Source organism: Rhodococcus sp. NPDC003348, assembly GCF_053589375.1.
The window spans coordinates 12,054-29,044 of sequence record NZ_JBSFRT010000061.1 but is presented as its reverse complement, the minus strand read 5'-3'; the positions used below and the strand labels follow the sequence as shown (position 1 = coordinate 29,044).

16 protein-coding genes and 1 riboswitch are annotated in these 16,991 nt (G+C 68.5%); of the genes, 10 read left to right on the top strand and 6 right to left on the bottom strand.

What is annotated here, in order from left to right:
- Positions 1 to 959 (top strand): Orn/Lys/Arg family decarboxylase (locus tag ACWDU4_RS26515; protein ID WP_450116936.1); only part of this gene is annotated, 959 nt, incomplete at its 5' end.
- 42 nt (positions 960 to 1,001) lie between these two features.
- On the top strand, positions 1,002 to 1,547 hold the full coding sequence (locus ACWDU4_RS26510) for an alpha/beta fold hydrolase (protein WP_450116935.1): 546 nt from the start codon (positions 1,002 to 1,004) through the stop codon (positions 1,545 to 1,547).
- A gap of 96 nt (positions 1,548 to 1,643) precedes the next feature.
- Here the strand turns inward: ACWDU4_RS26510 and ACWDU4_RS26505 are convergent, their stop codons facing one another.
- Both ACWDU4_RS26505 and ACWDU4_RS26500 read right to left on the bottom strand, forming a co-directional pair.
- A complete protein-coding gene (locus tag ACWDU4_RS26505; RefSeq protein ID WP_450116934.1) occupies positions 1,644 to 2,729 on the bottom strand; it encodes an NAD(P)H-dependent amine dehydrogenase family protein in 1,086 nt (361 codons plus the stop codon).
- The gene (locus tag ACWDU4_RS26500) at positions 2,726 to 3,757 is read right to left on the bottom strand and encodes a Rieske 2Fe-2S domain-containing protein (protein WP_450116933.1); all 1,032 of its coding nucleotides are present in this window, start codon (positions 3,755 to 3,757) and stop codon (positions 2,726 to 2,728) included. Before ACWDU4_RS26500 ends, ACWDU4_RS26505 begins: the two co-directional genes overlap by 4 nt.
- Before the next feature lie 155 nt (positions 3,758 to 3,912).
- Here ACWDU4_RS26500 and ACWDU4_RS26495 point away from each other — a divergent pair, with 155 nt between their 5' ends.
- The 6 genes from ACWDU4_RS26495 to ACWDU4_RS26470 all read left to right on the top strand — a co-directional run bounded on the left by ACWDU4_RS26495 (position 3,913) and on the right by ACWDU4_RS26470 (position 10,004).
- The gene (locus ACWDU4_RS26495) at positions 3,913 to 4,536 is read left to right on the top strand and encodes a TetR/AcrR family transcriptional regulator (protein WP_450116932.1); all 624 of its coding nucleotides are present in this window, start codon (positions 3,913 to 3,915) and stop codon (positions 4,534 to 4,536) included.
- Between the two features lie 91 nt (positions 4,537 to 4,627).
- On the top strand, positions 4,628 to 6,109 hold the full coding sequence (locus ACWDU4_RS26490; protein ID WP_450116931.1) for a SulP family inorganic anion transporter: 1,482 nt from the start codon (positions 4,628 to 4,630) through the stop codon (positions 6,107 to 6,109).
- A gap of 331 nt (positions 6,110 to 6,440) precedes the next feature.
- Entirely contained in the window at positions 6,441 to 7,454 is a 1,014-nt protein-coding gene (locus tag ACWDU4_RS26485; RefSeq protein WP_450116930.1) for an isopenicillin N synthase family dioxygenase, read from the top strand.
- Positions 7,455 to 7,486: 32 nt separating this feature from the next.
- On the top strand, positions 7,487 to 8,320 hold the full coding sequence (locus ACWDU4_RS26480) for a MetQ/NlpA family ABC transporter substrate-binding protein (RefSeq protein ID WP_450116929.1): 834 nt from the start codon (positions 7,487 to 7,489) through the stop codon (positions 8,318 to 8,320).
- On the top strand, positions 8,320 to 9,339 hold the full coding sequence (locus tag ACWDU4_RS26475) for a methionine ABC transporter ATP-binding protein (RefSeq protein WP_450116928.1): 1,020 nt from the start codon (positions 8,320 to 8,322) through the stop codon (positions 9,337 to 9,339). Before ACWDU4_RS26480 ends, ACWDU4_RS26475 begins: the two co-directional genes overlap by 1 nt.
- On the top strand, positions 9,336 to 10,004 hold the full coding sequence (locus ACWDU4_RS26470; protein ID WP_450116927.1) for a methionine ABC transporter permease: 669 nt from the start codon (positions 9,336 to 9,338) through the stop codon (positions 10,002 to 10,004). Before ACWDU4_RS26475 ends, ACWDU4_RS26470 begins: the two co-directional genes overlap by 4 nt.
- Positions 10,005 to 10,063: 59 nt before the next feature.
- On the opposite strand, the gene ACWDU4_RS26465 is transcribed toward ACWDU4_RS26470, so the two are convergent.
- Together ACWDU4_RS26465 and ACWDU4_RS26460 are read right to left on the bottom strand one after the other, a co-directional pair.
- Complete coding sequence (locus ACWDU4_RS26465; protein WP_450116926.1) at positions 10,064 to 10,759, bottom strand: SDR family oxidoreductase; 696 nt, start codon at positions 10,757 to 10,759, stop codon at positions 10,064 to 10,066.
- Between the two features lie 84 nt (positions 10,760 to 10,843).
- A complete protein-coding gene (locus ACWDU4_RS26460; RefSeq protein WP_450116925.1) occupies positions 10,844 to 12,013 on the bottom strand; it encodes a thiolase family protein in 1,170 nt (389 codons plus the stop codon).
- Positions 12,014 to 12,151: 138 nt separating this feature from the next.
- Here ACWDU4_RS26460 and ACWDU4_RS26455 point away from each other — a divergent pair, with 138 nt between their 5' ends.
- Positions 12,152 to 12,655: a winged helix-turn-helix transcriptional regulator gene (locus ACWDU4_RS26455; RefSeq protein ID WP_450116924.1), complete on the top strand. Its 504-nt coding sequence runs from the start codon at positions 12,152 to 12,154 to the stop codon at positions 12,653 to 12,655.
- Positions 12,656 to 12,688: 33 nt separating this feature from the next.
- Here ACWDU4_RS26455 and mtr read toward each other — a convergent pair whose 3' ends face one another.
- Together mtr and ACWDU4_RS26445 are read right to left on the bottom strand one after the other, a co-directional pair.
- The gene (gene mtr / locus ACWDU4_RS26450) at positions 12,689 to 14,062 is read right to left on the bottom strand and encodes a mycothione reductase (protein WP_450116923.1); all 1,374 of its coding nucleotides are present in this window, start codon (positions 14,060 to 14,062) and stop codon (positions 12,689 to 12,691) included.
- Positions 14,059 to 15,087: an alpha/beta hydrolase gene (locus ACWDU4_RS26445; RefSeq protein ID WP_450116922.1), complete on the bottom strand. Its 1,029-nt coding sequence runs from the start codon at positions 15,085 to 15,087 to the stop codon at positions 14,059 to 14,061. Before ACWDU4_RS26445 ends, mtr begins: the two co-directional genes overlap by 4 nt.
- 119 nt (positions 15,088 to 15,206) lie before the next feature.
- Here ACWDU4_RS26445 and mqo point away from each other — a divergent pair, with 119 nt between their 5' ends.
- The gene (mqo, locus tag ACWDU4_RS26440; protein ID WP_450116937.1) at positions 15,207 to 16,748 is read left to right on the top strand and encodes a malate dehydrogenase (quinone); all 1,542 of its coding nucleotides are present in this window, start codon (positions 15,207 to 15,209) and stop codon (positions 16,746 to 16,748) included.
- 79 nt (positions 16,749 to 16,827) lie between these two features.
- Positions 16,828 to 16,989, top strand: a riboswitch (adenosylcobalamin (AdoCbl) riboswitch).
- The last annotated feature ends 2 nt before the right edge of the window (positions 16,990 to 16,991 follow it).

The window sequence follows — 16,991 nt, the reverse complement described above, 5'->3', positions numbered from 1 at the left end:
TGGAGGAGACCTTCCACGAGGCGTACATGGCCCACACCTCCACCTCGCCCAACTACCAGATCCTCGCCTCCCTCGACATCGGCCGGAGGCAGGCCGACCTGGAGGGTGCGGAGCTGGTTCAGAAGCAGGTCGAGAACGCGATGCAGTTGCGTGACGCGGTCGACCACCATCCGCTGCTGAGCAGGTACATGCACTGCCTGTCGACGGGCGAGATGATTCCCGAGGAGTTCCGGCCCTCGGGGCTCTCCCAGCCGTTGCGGGGAGGCCTGCGCGAGATGGTGACCGCCTGGCGCACCGACGAGTTCGTGCTCGACCCCTCGCGGGTCACCCTCTACATCGGGCCGACGGGTGTCGACGGGGACACCTTCAAGCGGGCCGAGCTGATGGACCGCTACGGCGTGCAGATCAACAAGACCTCCCGCAACACGGTCCTGTTCATGACCAACATCGGCACCACCCGCAGTTCGGTCGCCTACCTCGTCGAGGTGCTGGTCAAGTTCGCGCACGAACTCGACGACCGCCTCGCCGACATGAGCATCACCGAGCGCGGGTACCACGAGGCGGCCGTGGCCAGGCTGACCAACCCGTCGGCGCCGCTGCCGGACTTCAGCGGGTTCCATCCGAGCTTCCTGGAGAAGAACGGTGGCGCGACGACTCCCGACGGTGACGTGCGGCGGGCCTTCTTCCTCGCCTACGACGACGCGCTCTGCGAGTACCTCACCGACGACGAGGTGGAGGATGCGATCGAGGCCGGCAGGTCGGTGGTCTCGGCGACCTTCGTCACCCCGTATCCGCCGGGCTTCCCCGTGCTGGTCCCCGGGCAGGTGTTCAGCAGGCAGATCCTCTCGTTCATCCGCAGCCTCGACACCCCGGAGGTCCACGGCTATCGCCCGCACCGTGGCTACCGGGTCTACACCGTCAAGGCCCTCGAAATGGCGGATCCCTCGGTCGGAGTGTGATCGTGCGGGCGGTGCGGTCGCCGCCGTGTAGCGTCCGGTGCCATGGAGTTGACGGAAGTGTCGGTCGGGGACGTCGTCTACACCGTCCGGGTGGACGGTCCCGAGAGTGCCCACGTGGTCCTGCTGTTGCCGGGCGCGGGCGAGGACGGTTCGGTGTTCGACGCGGTCTGCGAGCGCCTGCACGGATCCGATCTGCGCACCGTGGTGCCCGAGACGATCGACGGACTCGACGTCGCCGGCGTACTCGCCCTCCTCGACGGGCTCGGTCTCACCTACGTCAACCTCGCGGGCAACCGCGAGGGTGCGACCCTCGCCTGGGAGGCCGCCGCCCGCACCTTCGGCAGATTCAAGAGCCTCGTCGTCGCCGACAGTCCGCACCCAGCCGTCGCGGGTGCGGACTGCCCGGCGGTGGAGATTCCCTCCACGATCGTCGTCGGCGGTCCCGGCGGGCGGCCCGACGCCGACGCCAGTGGCAGGCGCTGCCGCTCGGACTTCCGAGTGGTCGAACTGGACGGTGTCGACTCGGTGCCGGATGCCGGGGCTGCCGCGTTCGCCACGGAGATCTCGCTGCGCACCAGCATGTGGTGAGGCCCCTCGTGGAGTCCGGCCGGCGGGCTCACATGTCACATGCCTCCACGGTGGCCGCCCGGACCCGGTGCCGAACCGTGGGCTGCACCGCCGCGCTCAGAGCTTGAATCGGCCGGCGAACGCGCGGAGCGGGAGATCGGCGCTGGTGATGATTCCGGCAGGTGCGTCGACCACCGATCGGAGCGAGTTCAGGGCCGGAAGGCCGGTGACGGTCATGCCGATGGAGGCGAAGTTCTCCGGGTTGGACATGTCGAAGCCTTTTCGCGGGTAGATCATGTGCCTGCTGTAGACGTTCGGGTCGCCTGTGATCTGGGTGATGTAGCAGCCCTTGATGTTCCATGCCGGATCGGTGTGCGGGGTCATCTGCCACTCCAGGTGCGTCTCGACGCGTGAGACACCGTCGACGATGCCCTGGTACTTGATGTAGTTGGCGCCGAGCGACCCCTTGGGCAGGTGATACCAGCCCAGGTCGACGTCCTTGGTGCATGCGCCGAGCTCGTAGCTGAACTTGACCTCGTCGAGAACGAGCCCGAACGCATCGGCCATCAAGTGGACCGAGTCGGCGAACACAGCGGTGTACTTGTGGAGCGAGTCCGGAATGGTCGGGTCGTCGGCCGGCCGGCCGTAGCCGACGGCCTTCCAGGTGTCGACCGAGTGGTGACAGGACACGTCGACCGATTCGATGACGGTGACGTTCTCGATGTCGGCGACGTCGGCGGAGTGGACGATGCCGAGGATCTGGCATAGCCCGGGGTTCATGCCGGTCCCGTAGAAGGTGGCGTTGCCGCGCTCGCACGCTGCGGCAATGACCTCGCTGACCTTCCTGCCCGACGGGTGGGGATGGTTGGTGTCGCGGTGGTGGCCGGTGATCCAGTCGGCAGTGGTGACGATGTTGATCCCGGCTTCGAGGACCTTTTCGTACAGGTCCTCGTCGGGAAACACTCCGTGGAAGGTGAGTACGTCCGGGTGTGCCGCGATGATGTCCTCGACCGAGCCGGTGGCGATCACTCCGATCGGATCGAGGCCGACGATCTCCCCGGCGTCGCGGCCGATCTTGTCCGGCGAATAGCAGTGCAGGCCGACCAACTCCAGATCCGGGTGGTTCCGGATACGGCCGATCATTTCCGTGCCCAGGTTTCCGGTGGCGACCTGGAACACGCGAATCTTGTTGTCGGTGCTCATCGCTGCTGATGCCCTTCTGTCGGGTTGGCGAACTGAAGACGGTGCTCGCTGTCGGGATAGAACTGCGTCGCCCACTCGCGAAGCGCCTTGAATCCCTGGTATTCCTTCTGCGACAAAGCCGGTGGGTCGGAGTAGCGCTGGTGTGCCCAGATGTGAATGTCGGCCTCGAACTGTTCGATCACGAACCTGGCCATCGTCTTGCCGTACTCGGTGATCTCGGGGCCGTCTTCACCGTGCCTGCGTCCGATCCAGACGGTGAAACGCACGTCGGAGGTGTGCTCGTCGACCGGTGTCACCGCCGGCATGGTGCGATTGTCGACCATTCCCCAGCTCTTGGTGATCGAGCAGCCGAGCCCCGCATTGATGGATTCCACGCCGCTGGTGGCCTCTTCGAGGGTCGCGCCTTCGTCGAAGGCGATGGTGAAATCGACGTAGGAGACGGGGCCGGAGAAGTCGTGGCGGGTGAACTCCGGCATGAACGGCGTCTTGTGGACGAACTTGAAGTGCGCGAAATCCACCCCGTTCTCCATGATGTACTGCGGGTGAATCTCCAGCTGCTCGCGGAACAATGTGGCGGAGGGGAAGGGCTGGTGGTAGTCCGCGGCCGTCTTGTCGTCCCCGAAGGCCTCGAACATGTCGGGGACCTCGAAGTGCGGAGGCCGGCCGTCGATGTCGTACCAGATCCACACCGCCGCATTGCGTTCGACGACCGGATAGCTGCGGATGCGGCGACCCTTGTTCGGTGCATTCTCGTACGGGATGCACACATTGCGGCCCTCACGGTTCCATTCCCATCCGTGGAACGGACACACGAGACTCTCGCCTTCGACGTGCCCGCCGTACCCGAGGTGGGCACCGAGGTGCTCGCAGTACGCGTCGAACACGGCAACGGTGCCCGATGTCGATCGCCACGCGACCATCTCCCGGCCGAAGTACTTCATCTTGCGCACATCACCGACTCGGATCTCGGCCGACCAGGCGACCTGGAACCAGCCGGTGGGCTCCATCGACAACGGCGTGTGCGCCATACGAGAACTCCTCCACCATCGTGGGGTCGTGAGCCGAATTGCCGCCGGGGCTTCGAGAGCGGTCCGCGACCGACGACACGCAGAAGGGTAGAACCCTCTGTGAAACAATACAAGAGGGTTCTTTGAAATCTTTGGGAGCGCGTTACCATGAGCCGATGTCGGAGGTAGCAGCCGCACCGGGTCGCCGCGTGAACAAACGCGGGGCGGCCACGCGCGAGAGCATGATCAAGGCGGCGATCTCGTCGCTGGCCAGCGGCGACCCCGCCGCGGTGTCGGGAAACCGCATCGCCCGGGATATTGGCGCGACCTGGGGTGTGGTGAAGTACCAGTTCGGCGACATCGACGGCCTGTGGGCTGCGGTGCTGAGGCACACCGCAGAGCAGCGCGGTGACCTCCCCGCGAGCGCAAAACCCGATGGACCTGTGCGCGAGCGAGTCGCCGCGCTGATCGATGCCATGTATGTCGGTCTGCGTTCCCCGGAATCGCTTGCCATCGAGAATCTCCGGGCCGCCCTGCCGCGGGACACCGCCGAACTCGAACGCGCGTATCCGCTCACCGCGGCGGAGCTCGCGTCATGGAGGCCGAGCTGGGATCAGGCGTGCGAACGGGCCTTCGCCGGTCTCGGCATCGACAGGGTGCGGATCCGTCAGATCGCGGCCCTGCTCCCGGCGGCCATGCGAGGACTCGCCTCCGAACGCACATTGGGTACGTACGGAGACCTCGACGATGCTCGCGAGGGTTTGATCAACTCCATCGTCGCCTACTTCGAGAAGCCGTAGCGAAATCCCGCCGGCCCTCCGGAGCTGTCGTGGGGGCGCCCTCGCCGGCGGCCGCGGGCGACTCGAACGCGCGCCGCACTAGACTCTGCCGGTGCTCGACAGCGTCTCCGCCCCCTTCCGCGTCACCTCCGTCCGCTCGGCCCTGCGTTCGCCGCGGCGGCTGACCACGGAGGCCCTCGCCGGGCTCGTGACGGCGCTGGCCCTGATTCCCGAGGTGATCTCGTTCGCGGTGATCGCCGGGGTCGATCCCAAGGTGGCGCTGTACACCTCGTGCGTCATGGCGATGACGATCGCGTTCGTCGGCGGCAGGCCCGCGATGGTCTCTGCGGCCGCAGGCGCCACCGCGCTTGTGGTGGCGCCGCTCGTCGCGTCGCACGGCATCGATTACCTGATCGCGGCGGTGTGGCTGGCCGGCGGGCTGCAGATCCTGTTCGCCGTCGCCGGTCTCGCGCGGCTGGTGCGTTTCATTCCGCGGTCGGTGATGATCGGCTTCGTCAACGCTCTCGCGATCCTCATCTTCAGTGCCCAGCTGCGGCACCTGTTCGACGTGCCGTGGCTGGTGTATCCGCTCGTCGCCGCGGGGATCGCGATGGTGGTGTTCATCCCGAAGCTGACGAAGGCGGTGCCGGCGCCACTGATCGCGATCGTCGTCCTGACCGGGGTCGTCGCCCTGTTCCACATGGATGTGCCCGAGGTCGCCGACCAGGGTGAGCTCCCGTCGGGACTGCCGACGTGGATGATCCCGAACGTGCCCTGGACGTGGGACACGCTGACGATCGTCGCGCCGTTCGCCCTCGGCCTCGCCCTGGTCGGGTTGCTGGAGTCGCTGCTCACCGCGAAACTCGTCGACGACATCACCGACACGCCCTCGGACAAGACCCGCGAGTCCTGGGGGCAGGGTGTGGCGAACATGGCCGGCGCGCTCTTCGGCGGCATGGGCGGGTGCGCGATGATCGGCCAGACCATGGTCAACGTGAAGGAGGGCCGGGCCCGCACCCGCATCTCCACCTTCTTGGCCGGGGCGTTCCTGCTGGTGCTCTGCGTGACCGCAGGCGACGTCGTCGGCGCGATTCCGATGGCGGCGCTCGTCGCGGTGATGGTGGTGATCGCGGTGACCACCTTCGACTGGCGCAGCGTCGCCCCGCGCACCCTGCGGCTGATGCCGCGCAGCGAGACCCTGGTGATGGTGGTGACGGTCGTCGGCACCCTCGCGACCGAGAACCTCGCCGTCGGCGTCGTCCTCGGCGTGCTGACTGCGATGGTCGCCTTCGCGCGCCGGGTGGCGCACCTGACGGACATCGATGTCGCCGACGGCGAGGGCGAGCGGACCTACCGCGTGTCGGGCGAACTGTTCTGGGCGTCGAGCAACGACCTCGTGCACCGGTTCGACTACGCCGGCGACCCCGACTCGGTGGTGATCGACCTGTCCGAGGCCGACGTGTGGGACGCGTCCACCGTTGCCACCCTCGACGCGGTCTCGCACAAGTACGCCGCGCGCGGGAAGTCCGTGCGGATCGTCGGCTTGGACGGGGCGAGCCTGGACCGGCTCGAGCGGTTGTCCGGGCGGCTCTGACCGCTCGTCTCACGGATGTCACCGCTCGTCGCCGCGCGTATACGCGTGATTTGAACTCTCAACCGCTTGCGCGTTAGCCTGCAGTCACGCCGACTGCTACGCGGCGGTAACGATCTCGTCCGGGAAGGACCACGATGCGCGGCCATGCAGCAACTGTCACCACGACGCTGATGCGTGGCGGTTGTTGTCGAATGCACCGCCGCTGAGACGAGATCCCGCGCGCCGTCACATCGAGTGACCGTGCCGCCATCTTCCCGCGTGAAATTCCCACCGGGCACCGATTCGTCGCAGCGCAGTCATTGCCCGGTGCCCGTGGGGAAAGGACCAGTCCATGTCCGCCCGAACGCTCCCGATCATCGATCTGGAGAACCTCGACGTCGACGCGCTCCGCCAGGTCACGCACGAGATCGGCTTCTTCTACCTGACCGGTCACGGCATCGATCAGCATCTCACCGACGACCTGATCGCGTCGGCCCGTGAGTTCTTCGCGCTGCCCGAGGCGGACAAGCTGGAGATCGAGAACAGCAACTCGCCGCAGTTCCGCGGTTACACCCGGGTCGGCGGCGAGCGTACCCAGGGCTACATCGACTGGCGCGAGCAGCTCGACATCGGACCCGAGCGCGCCGCGGTGGACCCGATCGACCCCGCCCGCCCGTGGGACGTGCTGCACGGACCGAACCTGTGGCCGACCCGGGTTCCGCAGCTGCGTGACCTGGCGCTGGAGTGGATGACGCAGGCCCAGGACGCGGGCCTGCGGCTGATCCGGGGCTGGGCCGTCTCGCTCGGCGCCCCGGCGGACTTCTTCGACGCCGCGTTCGCCGACCCCGATCCGCTGCTGAAGATCGCCCGGTACCCCGGCCACGACGGCTCGGTCACCGACCAGGGCGTCGGCAGCCACAAGGACGTCGGAGCCCTGACCCTGCTGTACCCCGAACCCACCAGCGGCGGATTCCAGGTGGAGACCGGCACCCCGGACGGCGGGACCGCCTGGCTCGACGTCGACCCGATCCCCGGGCACTTCCTCGTCAACATCGGCGAGCTGCTCGAGGTCGCCACCGGCGGCTACCTCAAGGCCACCGTGCACCGGGTGCTGCCGCCTGCCGCGGGCACCGACCGCGTCTCGCTGCCGTTCTTCCTCAATCCCGGCTACGACCAGGCCCTCCCGGCCGTGCCGCTCTCGCCGGAGCTCGCGGCCGAGGCGGCCGGTGTCGGGCCGGACCAGCACGGCGGCACCCTGCACGCCCGGTACGGCCTCAACGCCCTCAAGTCGCGCCTGCGCGCGCATCCGAACGTCACCGAGCGGTACCACCGCGACCTGCTCGACCTGCCCGCCCTGCGCGGCTGACCCGTCACCACCCACCCGGAAGGTATCCCTCAATGTTCTTGCGCCGCACCGCTGTTCTCTCCGCAGCCGCCCTGCTCGCCGCGGGCCTGGCCGCCTGCTCGTCGGGTGGTGACGCCGAGACCCTGGTGGTCTCCGCCTCCAGCACGCCGCACGTGGAGATCCTCGAGCACATCGCCGACTCGGGCGTCCTCGGCGACGTCAAGCTCGACATCAAGCCGGTCACCGGCGAGATCGACCCCAACGAACTGCTCGTCGCGGGCGACGTTCAGGCCAACTACTTCCAGCACGCCCCGTACCTGGCGGACTGGCAGAAGCAGAAGGGTGTGAGCGACCTCGTCTCCGTCGCCGACGTCCACCTCGAGCCGATGGGCCTGTACTCGGAGAAGATCACCGCCGTCGACCAGCTGGCCGACGGGTCGACCATCGCCCTGCCCAAGGACACCACCAACTTCGCGCGTGGCCTCTACCTGCTCGAGTCCGCAGGCCTGATCCAGATGGACAAGCCGTTCGCCGACGCAGACCTGTCCGTCGTCACCCAGGCGAACATCAAGGCCAACCCGAAGAACCTGAAGTTCGTCGAGATCGAACGCTCCCAGATCGCCCGCAACCTCGGCGACCCGCAGATCACCGCCGCGGTCATCAACTCCAACTACGCGATCGAGGCGGGCCTGACCCCGGCGAAGGACGCGCTGCTCTCGGAGAAGGTCGAGGGCAACCCGTTCGCGAACCTGCTCGTGGTCCGCGCCGCCGACGAGAACGATCCCGGTGTGAAGGCACTCGCCGAGGCCCTCGTCTCGCCGGAGACCGCCACCTGGATCGAGGAGAACTACTCCGGTTCCGTCGTCCCGGTCCACCCCGCGAACTGATGATCACCGTCGAGAATCTGGTCAAGACCTTCCCCGCAGCCGGTGGCGCGGGGGAGGTCTCGGCCTTGCGTGGGATCGACCTGGAGATCGGCGAAGGCGAGATCTTCGGCATCGTCGGGCCGTCCGGTGCGGGCAAGTCGACGCTGCTGCGCTGCCTGAACCTCCTGGAACGGCCCACCAGCGGCCGCATCGTGTTGCGCGGTGACGACCTGTCCCGGCTCACCGGGGCCGGTCAGCGGCAGGCGCGCCGCCGCATCGGGACCGTGTTCCAGCAGTTCAACCTGCTGCACTCGAGGACCGTGCGCGCGAACATCGAGTTCCCGCTCGAACTGGCCGGGCTCGACCGCGCGCAGCGCCGGGCCCGCGCCGACGAGCTCATCGAGCTGGTCGGCCTCGCGGGCAGGGAGCAGTCGTTCCCGTCGCAGCTGTCCGGCGGGCAGCAGCAGCGGGTGGGCATCGCCCGCGCGCTCGCGTCCGAGCCCGACGTGCTGCTGTGCGACGAGGCCACCAGCGCGCTCGACCCCGAGACCACCGACCAGGTGCTCGACCTGCTCGCGGAACTGAACCGCACGATCGGCGTCACGGTCGTGCTCATCACCCACGAACTCGGCGTGCTGCGCCGCATCTGCACCTCCGCGGCGCGGCTCGAGGACGGGCGGATCGCCGAGTCCGGGAAGATCCTCGACCTGGTCGCCGACCCCGATTCGGCGCTGGGCGCGGCGATCCTGCCGGTCGGCGACGACCTGTCGGCGGGCGAGGGCGCCGACACCGCGCTGGTGACCACCATCGGCGACGACGCCCACGGCCCGTGGCTGGCGCAGCTGATCCGCAAACTCGACGCCGACATCGCCGTCGTCGGCGGCCGGGTCGAACCGGTCGCCGGCGTCACCGTCGGCCGGCTGCGGCTGCGGTTCGGGCCGGAAGTGGACCGCGCGGACGTCGAGGCGTTCGTCGACGCGCAGCCCAACGTCACCCTCGCGTGGGGTGCCGAGAGCGGGATCGAGGGGTTGACCGCATGAACAAGCTGTCCTGGCAGGATTCGTTGCCGGAGGTGTGGGACGCGACCCTCGAGACCCTGTACATGGTGTCGATCTCGTTCGTGCTCACCGTGATCGGCGGCATCGTGCTCGGTGTGGTGCTGCACGTGACGTCGCCGGGCGGTCTGTGGCCGCAGCGCGCGGTCAACTCGGTGCTCGGCGCAGTCGTCAACGTGTTCCGCTCGCTGCCGTTCCTGATCCTGATGATCGCCCTGATCGGTACCACGCGTCTGATCGTCGGCACCGCGATCGGCCCCACCGCCGCGATCGTGCCGCTGACGATCGGCGCGATTCCGTTCTACGCGCGCGTCGTCGAGGCGGCGCTGCGCGAGGTCCCGGTCGGACGGGTGGAGGCCGCCCAGGTGATGGGCGCGACCAACGGGCAGATCGTGCGCAAGGTGCTGCTGCCGGAATCACTGTCGGCGCTGATCGCCGGCGCGACCCTGACCGTGGTGCTGCTCGTCGGGTACTCGGCGATGGCCGGCGTGATCGGCGGCGGCGGCCTCGGCGACTTCGCGATCGTCTACGGCTACCAGCGGTTCAACACGCCGGTGCTGCTCGTCGCGGTCGTCGTGCTCGTGGTCGTGGTGCAGATCCTGCAGTCGATCGGTGACCGCGCCGTTCGGGCGCTGGACCACCGGCGCTGACGCGCGGTGCGTGATCTCACCCCGACCGGGGTGAGATCACGCACCGGTGGCGCGGCCGCTCAGGCGTTGCTCGGGATCCGTCCGGTGGTCGCGGTCGCGAGCACCGCCCGCAGTCCCGCCGTCACCTCGTCGGCGATCGCCTCCTCCGCCCCGTCCTCGAGGGCGTCGAGGATGCGGGAGACGATGACGGCCGGGTCCGATTTCGGAACGTCGAGGTGCGCGATCATCGGTGTGTCGGTGTAGGCGAGGTGGGCGCCGAGCACCTGGGTCCCCTGTCCCTCGAGCTCGAGCCGCAGCGCGTTCGTCAGTCCCCAGAAGGCGGCCTTGGACGGGCTGTAGGCCCCGGGCGTGGCCAGCCAGCTCAGGATCGAGTGCAGGTCGATCACCGCTCCTCCTCCGTTCCGCGCAAGAGTGGGGGCGAGGGCACGAACCAACTCGAGCGGCCCGAACACGTTGGTCTCGAACGTGTTCCGGATCTCGTCGATCGGTGAGGCGAGAAGCGAGGGGGCGCCGGTGATCCCGGCGTTGTTCACGATCACGTCCACGTCCGGTGCCGCGGCGGCGGCCGACCGGACCGACGCGGGGTCGGTGACGTCGAGGTGGATGGGGACGATCCGATCGTCGTGCCAGTCGTGATCGCGCCGCGCCGCGGCGTACACGCGGCGCGCCCCGCGGGCGAGGAACTGGCCGACGAATTCCCGGCCGAGGCCTCCGGTCGCGCCCGTCACGAGCACGGTGCGTCCTTCGATGTTCATGGTTTCCTCTCATCGGGTGACGGCCGGAGTCGGCCGCCGCGGTGGCTCCGCGGACGGGGGTGACCCCGCCCGCGGAGCGTGGGCTCACAGGCGTTCGATGATGGTTGCGTTCGCCAGTCCGCCTGCTTCGCACATGGTTTGGAGGCCGAAGCGTCCGCCGCGGTCACGGAGCGCGTGAACCATCGTGGTCATCAGACGTGCCCCGCTGGCGCCGAGCGGATGACCGAGCGCGATGGCGCCGCCGTTGACGTTGACCCTGCTCGGATCGGCGCCGGTCTCCTGCTCCCAGGCGAGCACGACCGAGGCGAACGCCTCGTTCACCTCGAACAGATCGATGTCGTCGACGGTGAGTCCCGCCCGGTCGAGCACCTTGCGGGTCGCGGGGACGACCGCGGTCAACATGTAGAGCGGATCGTCGCCGGCGACCGCGACGCTGTGGATCCGGGCGAGCGGTGTGAGTCCGAGTTGTCCGGCACGTTCGCTCGTCGTGATCAGCAGCGCGGCGCTGCCGTCGGTGACCTGGCTCGCGTTGCCCGCCGTGACGTTCCATCCGATCTGGGGGAACCTGCGGGCCATCGCCTCGTCGTAGTAGGCGGACCGCAGACCCGCCATGGTCTCGAGTGTGCTGCCGACCCGGATGCCCTCGTCGGTGCGGACCTCGCCGACGGCACCGATCTCGGCGTCGAACAGTCCGTTCTTGGTGGCCTCCGCCGCCTTGGCGTGGCTGGCGAGCGCGAACTCGTCCATCTGTGTGCGGGAGATGCCCCAGCGCGCGGCGATCAGTTCGGCACTGATGCCCTGCGGTACCAGACCCTCGGGGTAGCGCTCGGCGAAGGCGATTCCGCTCGGGTCCGTGGTCCCGAGCATGCTCGAGCCCATCGGCACCCGGCTCATGGATTCCACCCCGGTCGCGACGACGATGTCGTACGCGCCCGAGATCACTCCCTGTGCCGCGAAGTGGACCGCCTGCTGACTGCTGCCGCACTGCCGGTCGACCGTGGTGGCGGGTACCGATTCGGGGTACCCGGCCGCCAGCACCGCGCGGCGGGTCACGTTCGCGCCCTGCTCGCCGACCGTACTGACCACGCCGCCGATGACGTCGTCGATCAGGCTTGCGTCGACACCGCTGCGTCGGACCACCTCGCGGAGGCTGTGGGCCATCAGGTCCACGGGGTGTACGTCGTGCAGCACACCCGTCGCCCTGCCTCGGCCCAGGGGAGTGCGGACGGCCTCGACGATCACTGCGTCCCTCATCGTGTGTCCTTCTCGCTCGTGAGCGCCCGGTCGGGTCCTGACGCTCGGTCCACCAGTGCAAACCATCTAGCTATGCAAAACCATACCCAGATCGGGCGGAGTCTGGCTATGGTTTTCGTAAGTCAGTAGTCTGGGGGCATGGCGATGAAGCTGCAGGGACCCCTCGCGGACCGCTCGGCATGGGAGGCGGGCGATCGCTGCTCGATCAAGCGGGCCATGGACGTCGTCGGGACCCGCTCGGCGATGCTGCTGCTGCGCGAGGCGTACTACGGCACCACGCGCTTCGACGACTTCGCCCAGCGGGTGGGGATCACGGACGCCGTCGCGTCGGCCAGGTTGAAGGACCTGGTGCAGGCGGGATTGCTGGCCAAGAGTCCCTACCGCGAGCCCGGGCAGCGCACCCGCTACGAGTACGTGCTCACCGACATGGGCCGGGATCTGCTGCCTGCGGTGATCGCGCTCATGCAGTGGGGCGACAAGTACCTGCAGGACGGCCGCGGGCCGCTGCAGCTCGTCGAGGACGAGACCGGCGAGCCGATCAGCGTGGAGGTGCGCAGCACCGCAGGTAACGAGGTCGACCTCGACGACATCCGGGTACGGGTCAGCGGCGCCGCGGCGCGTGGGTTCGCGGAAAGTGTGTGATTCCTCCCGGAACCCGGGAGGAATCACACACTTTCAGCTCAGGCCGAGGAGGGCGTTCTCGACGACCTCGGTCAGGGCGGGATGGATCCAGTACTGGCCCAGCGCCATCTCCCGGGCGGGCAGGCCGAAGCTCATTGCCTGGATCAACGGCTGGATCACGGTCGACGCCTGTGCGCCGATGACGTGCGCGCCCACCAGTTGCCCGGTGCCGCGGTCGGCGATCACCTTGCACAGGCCCTCGTCGTCCTCCATCGCCCAGCCGTAGGCAACGTCGGCGTACCGCTGCACCTTCACCGAGACGTCCAGGCCCCGCTCGCGGGCCTGTTCCTCGGTGAGCCCGACAGAGGCAATCTGCGGATCGGTGAACACCGCCGACGGGACGAACCGGTGGTCGGTCCGCACCAGGTCGGCGCCCTCGCTCCAGGCGTCGCGCAGCAGATTCGCCTGCACCACCCGGGCCTCGTGGTTGGCGACATGCTTGAGCTGGTGCGGTGACGACACGTCGCCGAGCGCGAACACACCCTCCGCGGTGGTGCGCTGGAACTCGTCGACGGTCACCCGGCCGAGGGCGTCCACCTCGATGCCGGCGGTCTCGGCGCCGAGCCGGTCGCCGTTCGGGGTGCGACCGGTCGCGACGAGCAGGGTGTCGCCTGCGACGACGGTGCCGTCCGCGAGCACGACCTCCACGGCGCCCTCGCGGCCCCGCACCTCGACGGCCGGATTGCCCAGGTGCACATCCCATTTGCCGCGCGCGAGGTCGGTGAACCGCTGGGAGACGTCCGCGTCGAGGTCGCGCAGCAGACGCTCGCCGCGCCCGATGATCGACACCCGGCTGCCGAGGGCCGAGAACACGTGCGCGAACTCGGATGCGATGAATCCGCTGCCGAGAATCACCAGGTGCCCCGGGAGTTCGGGCAGCCGCATGATGTCGTCGTTGGTGACGTACGGGACGCCGCTGCGGGCGACCTCGTCGGGGATGATCGGCCGCGACCCGGCCGCGATCACGACCTGGTCCGCGGTGATCACCTCGCCGGTGCCGGTGCTGATCGTCCGCGGACCCGTGAAGGTGGCGTAGCCGGAGAACAGCGTGGTGTTCGGGTTCTCGTCGCGGCGGTAGCGTTCGCCGCCCGCCGAGATGGGGTCGATCCGGTCGAAGACCCGGCCCACGATGTCGGGCCAGCGCACCTTGTCGACGTGGGCGTCGACGCCGTACCGGGCGGCGTCGCGCACGGTACGGGCGACCTCGGCTGCGTAGACGAACATCTTCGTCGGGATGCACCCCACGTTCAGGCAGGTGCCGCCGAAGGTGCCGCCTTCGCAGATCGCGACCTTCAGGTCCGCGAACCTCTCGTCGAGAATGGTGTTGCCGGAACCGGATCCGATGATCGCCAGGTCGAAGTGCGTCACGTGCCCTGTCCTTCCGAGATGCCCTGTCCCTCCGGGACGCCCTGCGCTTCGAGCCAGCCCAGCCACTGGTCCACCTCGTCGAACGCCTGCTTGCGCGGCACCTCCCGGGACAGGAACACGTCGTGCCGGGCTCCCTCGATCGGGACGATCGTGGTGCGGTCGCCGAGGCATCCGGCCCAGCGCGCGATCTGCTTGACGTCGAGCACCAGGTCCGCGACCTCCGACTTCTCGGTGTACCGCATCGAGTAGTGGGTCGACTTCGACCGCAGGATCAGCGACGGCACCCCGATGTCGAGCCCGTGGTGCAGATGGGCCTGCGCCCGCCGGACCGCGCGCAGCCATCCGAACGTGACCCCGAAGCCGCGCAACGGCTTCCACTCGAGGTCGTAGTCCCACTCGCCGCCGTGACTGCGGTGCAGGGTGCGGCCGTACACGTCGATCGGCGGTTGCTTGAGTTCGAGCCTGTCCTTGAGTCGTCCGACGGTCCGGATCGCGACCGTGCCCGCGCTGCGCACGTACGACGGGCCCTGCAGGTCGAACCACGGGCTGTTGAGGATCAGGCCGGCGATGCCGGCGCCGGTGCTGCCGCCGGGGCGGCGGTTCACCCGGTCCAGCCACAGCGGCAGGATCAGGCCGCCCGTCGAGTGCCCGGTCAACAACACCGAACCGCCGTGCGTCTGCTCGCGGACCGTCTCCAGCGCCCAGTCCAGCTCGGCGTCGTACAGTGCGAGATCCGTCACGAAATGCGGGGTCTGGTCCGGGCGTCGTGACCGGCCGCACTTGCGCAGATCGAGTGCGTAGAAGTCGTAGCCGCGGTCGTGGAAGTGCTCGGCGACGTGCGTCTGGAAGAAGTAGTCGGTGAATCCGTGCAGGTAGAGCACGGCGCGACGGCGTGGGGTCGCGCCCGCCGGGCGGTACCGGACCAGCGTCGCGACCACCTCGCCCTCGCCGTCGGGGTCGTCGCCGAGGGGCAGAGTCGTCTGTTCGTAGCCGTCACCGAGGAGGTCCGGCACCCAGGTAGTCACAAATCACAATCGTAATGGTCGTTCGTGACCGGCCGGGGGCGCACAATTGAGGCGAGGTAAACCCTGCTCATACGCGCAGGTAACCTATGCGCGGGCAGTCGGCGCGACTGCCGCTGCCAATGGACAAGGAAGTCGATTCTCCAGTGTCAGACAACACCGCGGTACAGACCAAGACCGATGTAGTTCTCGTGGGTGCGGGCATCATGAGTGCCACGCTCGGAGCGCTCCTCCGGCAGCTGCAGCCGGACTGGTCGATCAGCGTGTTCGAGCGACTCGACGCCGCCGCTGCCGAGAGCAGCGACCCGTGGAACAACGCCGGCACCGGACACTCGGCGCTGTGCGAGCTCAACTACACGCCTGCGAACAAGGACGGCTCGGTGGACATCACCAAGGCCGTCAACGTCAACGAGCAGTTCCAGGTCTCGCGCCAGTTCTGGTCGTACGCGATCGAGGCCGGCATCCTGACCGAGCCCAAGGAGTTCATCAACCCGATCCCGCACGTGAGCTTCGTGCACGGGGCTGAGAACGTGAAGTACCTGCGGGCCCGCTACGACGCCCTCGCCGGCCACCCGCTGTTCGCGGGCATGGAGTACACCGAGCGCCCGGACGAGTTCACCAAGCGGCTGCCGCTGATGGCCAATGGTCGTGACTTCTCCGACCCCGTCGCCCTGAACTGGACCGAGGGTGGCACCGACGTCGACTTCGGCGCCCTCACCAAGCAGCTCCTCGGCAACATCGGCGCGACCGGCGGCAGCGTGTACTTCGGTCACGACGTGCGAAACATCACCAAGCAGTCCGACGGCAGCTGGACGCTCAAGGTGGTCAACCAGCGGACCGGCGACAAGAAGACCGTGAACGCGAAGTTCGTGTTCGTCGGCGCCGGCGGCGGAGCGCTGCACCTGCTGCAGAAGTCCGGCATCGCCGAGGCCAAGGGCTTCGGTGGCTTCCCGGTCTCCGGCGAGTTCCTGCGCTGCACCAACCCCGAGCTCATCGACCAGCACAACGCCAAGGTCTACGGCAAGGCCGCCGTCGGTGCGCCGCCGATGTCGGTCCCGCACCTCGACACCCGTGTCATCGGTGGCAAGAAGGGCCTGCTGTTCGGCCCGTACGCAGGCTGGTCCCCGAAGTTCCTCAAGAACGGCAAGGTCACCGACCTGCCCGGCTCGATCAAGCCGAACAACCTGATGTCCATGCTCGGCGTCGGCGTCACCGAGCTTGGCCTGACCAAGTACCTCATCGGTGAGCTGCTGCAGTCGGCCGACGACCGCATCGAGACCCTTCGCGAGTTCGTGCCGCGCGCGACCGGCGGCGACTGGGAACTGATCACCGCGGGCCAGCGCGTGCAGGTGATCCGCAAGAAGGGCAACGGTGGCGTGCTCGAGTTCGGCACCGCGGTCATCAACGCCGCCGACGGCACCATCGCGGGCCTGCTCGGTGCCTCGCCCGGTGCGTCGACCGCGGTCCCCGCGATGCTCGACGTCCTGCAGCGCTGCTTCGGTGACCGCTGGACCGCGTGGGAGCCGCAGCTCAAGCAGATGGTTCCGTCACTGGGCCTGAAGCTGTCGGACAACGAGTCCCTGTTCCGCGAGGTGTGGGACTGGAGCAACAAGGCCCTCGAGCTCGAGGCGCCCGCCGAGGTCGCCGCAGCCGCCTCGGCCTGATCCGTCGGATCCCCAACCGGCCGTCACCTGCCCGCCCGGGCCAGGTGGCGGCCGGTGTCGTCTCACCGGATAGAGTCGGCACCGAACATCGATGTTCTCCGCCGCGGGGAAGTCCTGTGTGAATCAGGCACGGTCCCGCCACTGTGACGGACGCAGGCCCATGAGCGCGTCCGAAGTCAGATCGCCGCGGCGGCGGAACCTTTCGTCCGACCCCCGGCGTGGAGACCGGGGAGTGAGGGGAGT

What these genes read in the sequence shown, in the direction of transcription:
- ACWDU4_RS26510 (WP_450116935.1), top strand. Translation starts at nt 1,002, where the DNA reads ATGGAGTTGACGGAAGTGTCGGTCGGGGACGTCGTCTACACCGTCCGG.
- ACWDU4_RS26505 (WP_450116934.1), bottom strand. Translation starts at nt 2,729, where the DNA reads ATGAGCACCGACAACAAGATTCGCGTGTTCCAGGTCGCCACCGGAAAC.
- ACWDU4_RS26500 (WP_450116933.1), bottom strand. Translation starts at nt 3,757, where the DNA reads ATGGCGCACACGCCGTTGTCGATGGAGCCCACCGGCTGGTTCCAGGTC.
- ACWDU4_RS26495 (WP_450116932.1), top strand. Translation starts at nt 3,913, where the DNA reads ATGTCGGAGGTAGCAGCCGCACCGGGTCGCCGCGTGAACAAACGCGGG.
- ACWDU4_RS26485 (WP_450116930.1), top strand. Translation starts at nt 6,441, where the DNA reads ATGTCCGCCCGAACGCTCCCGATCATCGATCTGGAGAACCTCGACGTC.
- ACWDU4_RS26480 (WP_450116929.1), top strand. Translation starts at nt 7,487, where the DNA reads ATGTTCTTGCGCCGCACCGCTGTTCTCTCCGCAGCCGCCCTGCTCGCC.
- ACWDU4_RS26475 (WP_450116928.1), top strand. Translation starts at nt 8,320, where the DNA reads ATGATCACCGTCGAGAATCTGGTCAAGACCTTCCCCGCAGCCGGTGGC.
- ACWDU4_RS26470 (WP_450116927.1), top strand. Translation starts at nt 9,336, where the DNA reads ATGAACAAGCTGTCCTGGCAGGATTCGTTGCCGGAGGTGTGGGACGCG.
- ACWDU4_RS26465 (WP_450116926.1), bottom strand. Translation starts at nt 10,759, where the DNA reads ATGAACATCGAAGGACGCACCGTGCTCGTGACGGGCGCGACCGGAGGC.
- ACWDU4_RS26460 (WP_450116925.1), bottom strand. Translation starts at nt 12,013, where the DNA reads ATGAGGGACGCAGTGATCGTCGAGGCCGTCCGCACTCCCCTGGGCCGA.
- ACWDU4_RS26455 (WP_450116924.1), top strand. Translation starts at nt 12,152, where the DNA reads ATGGCGATGAAGCTGCAGGGACCCCTCGCGGACCGCTCGGCATGGGAG.
- mqo (WP_450116937.1), top strand. Translation starts at nt 15,207, where the DNA reads ATGGACAAGGAAGTCGATTCTCCAGTGTCAGACAACACCGCGGTACAG.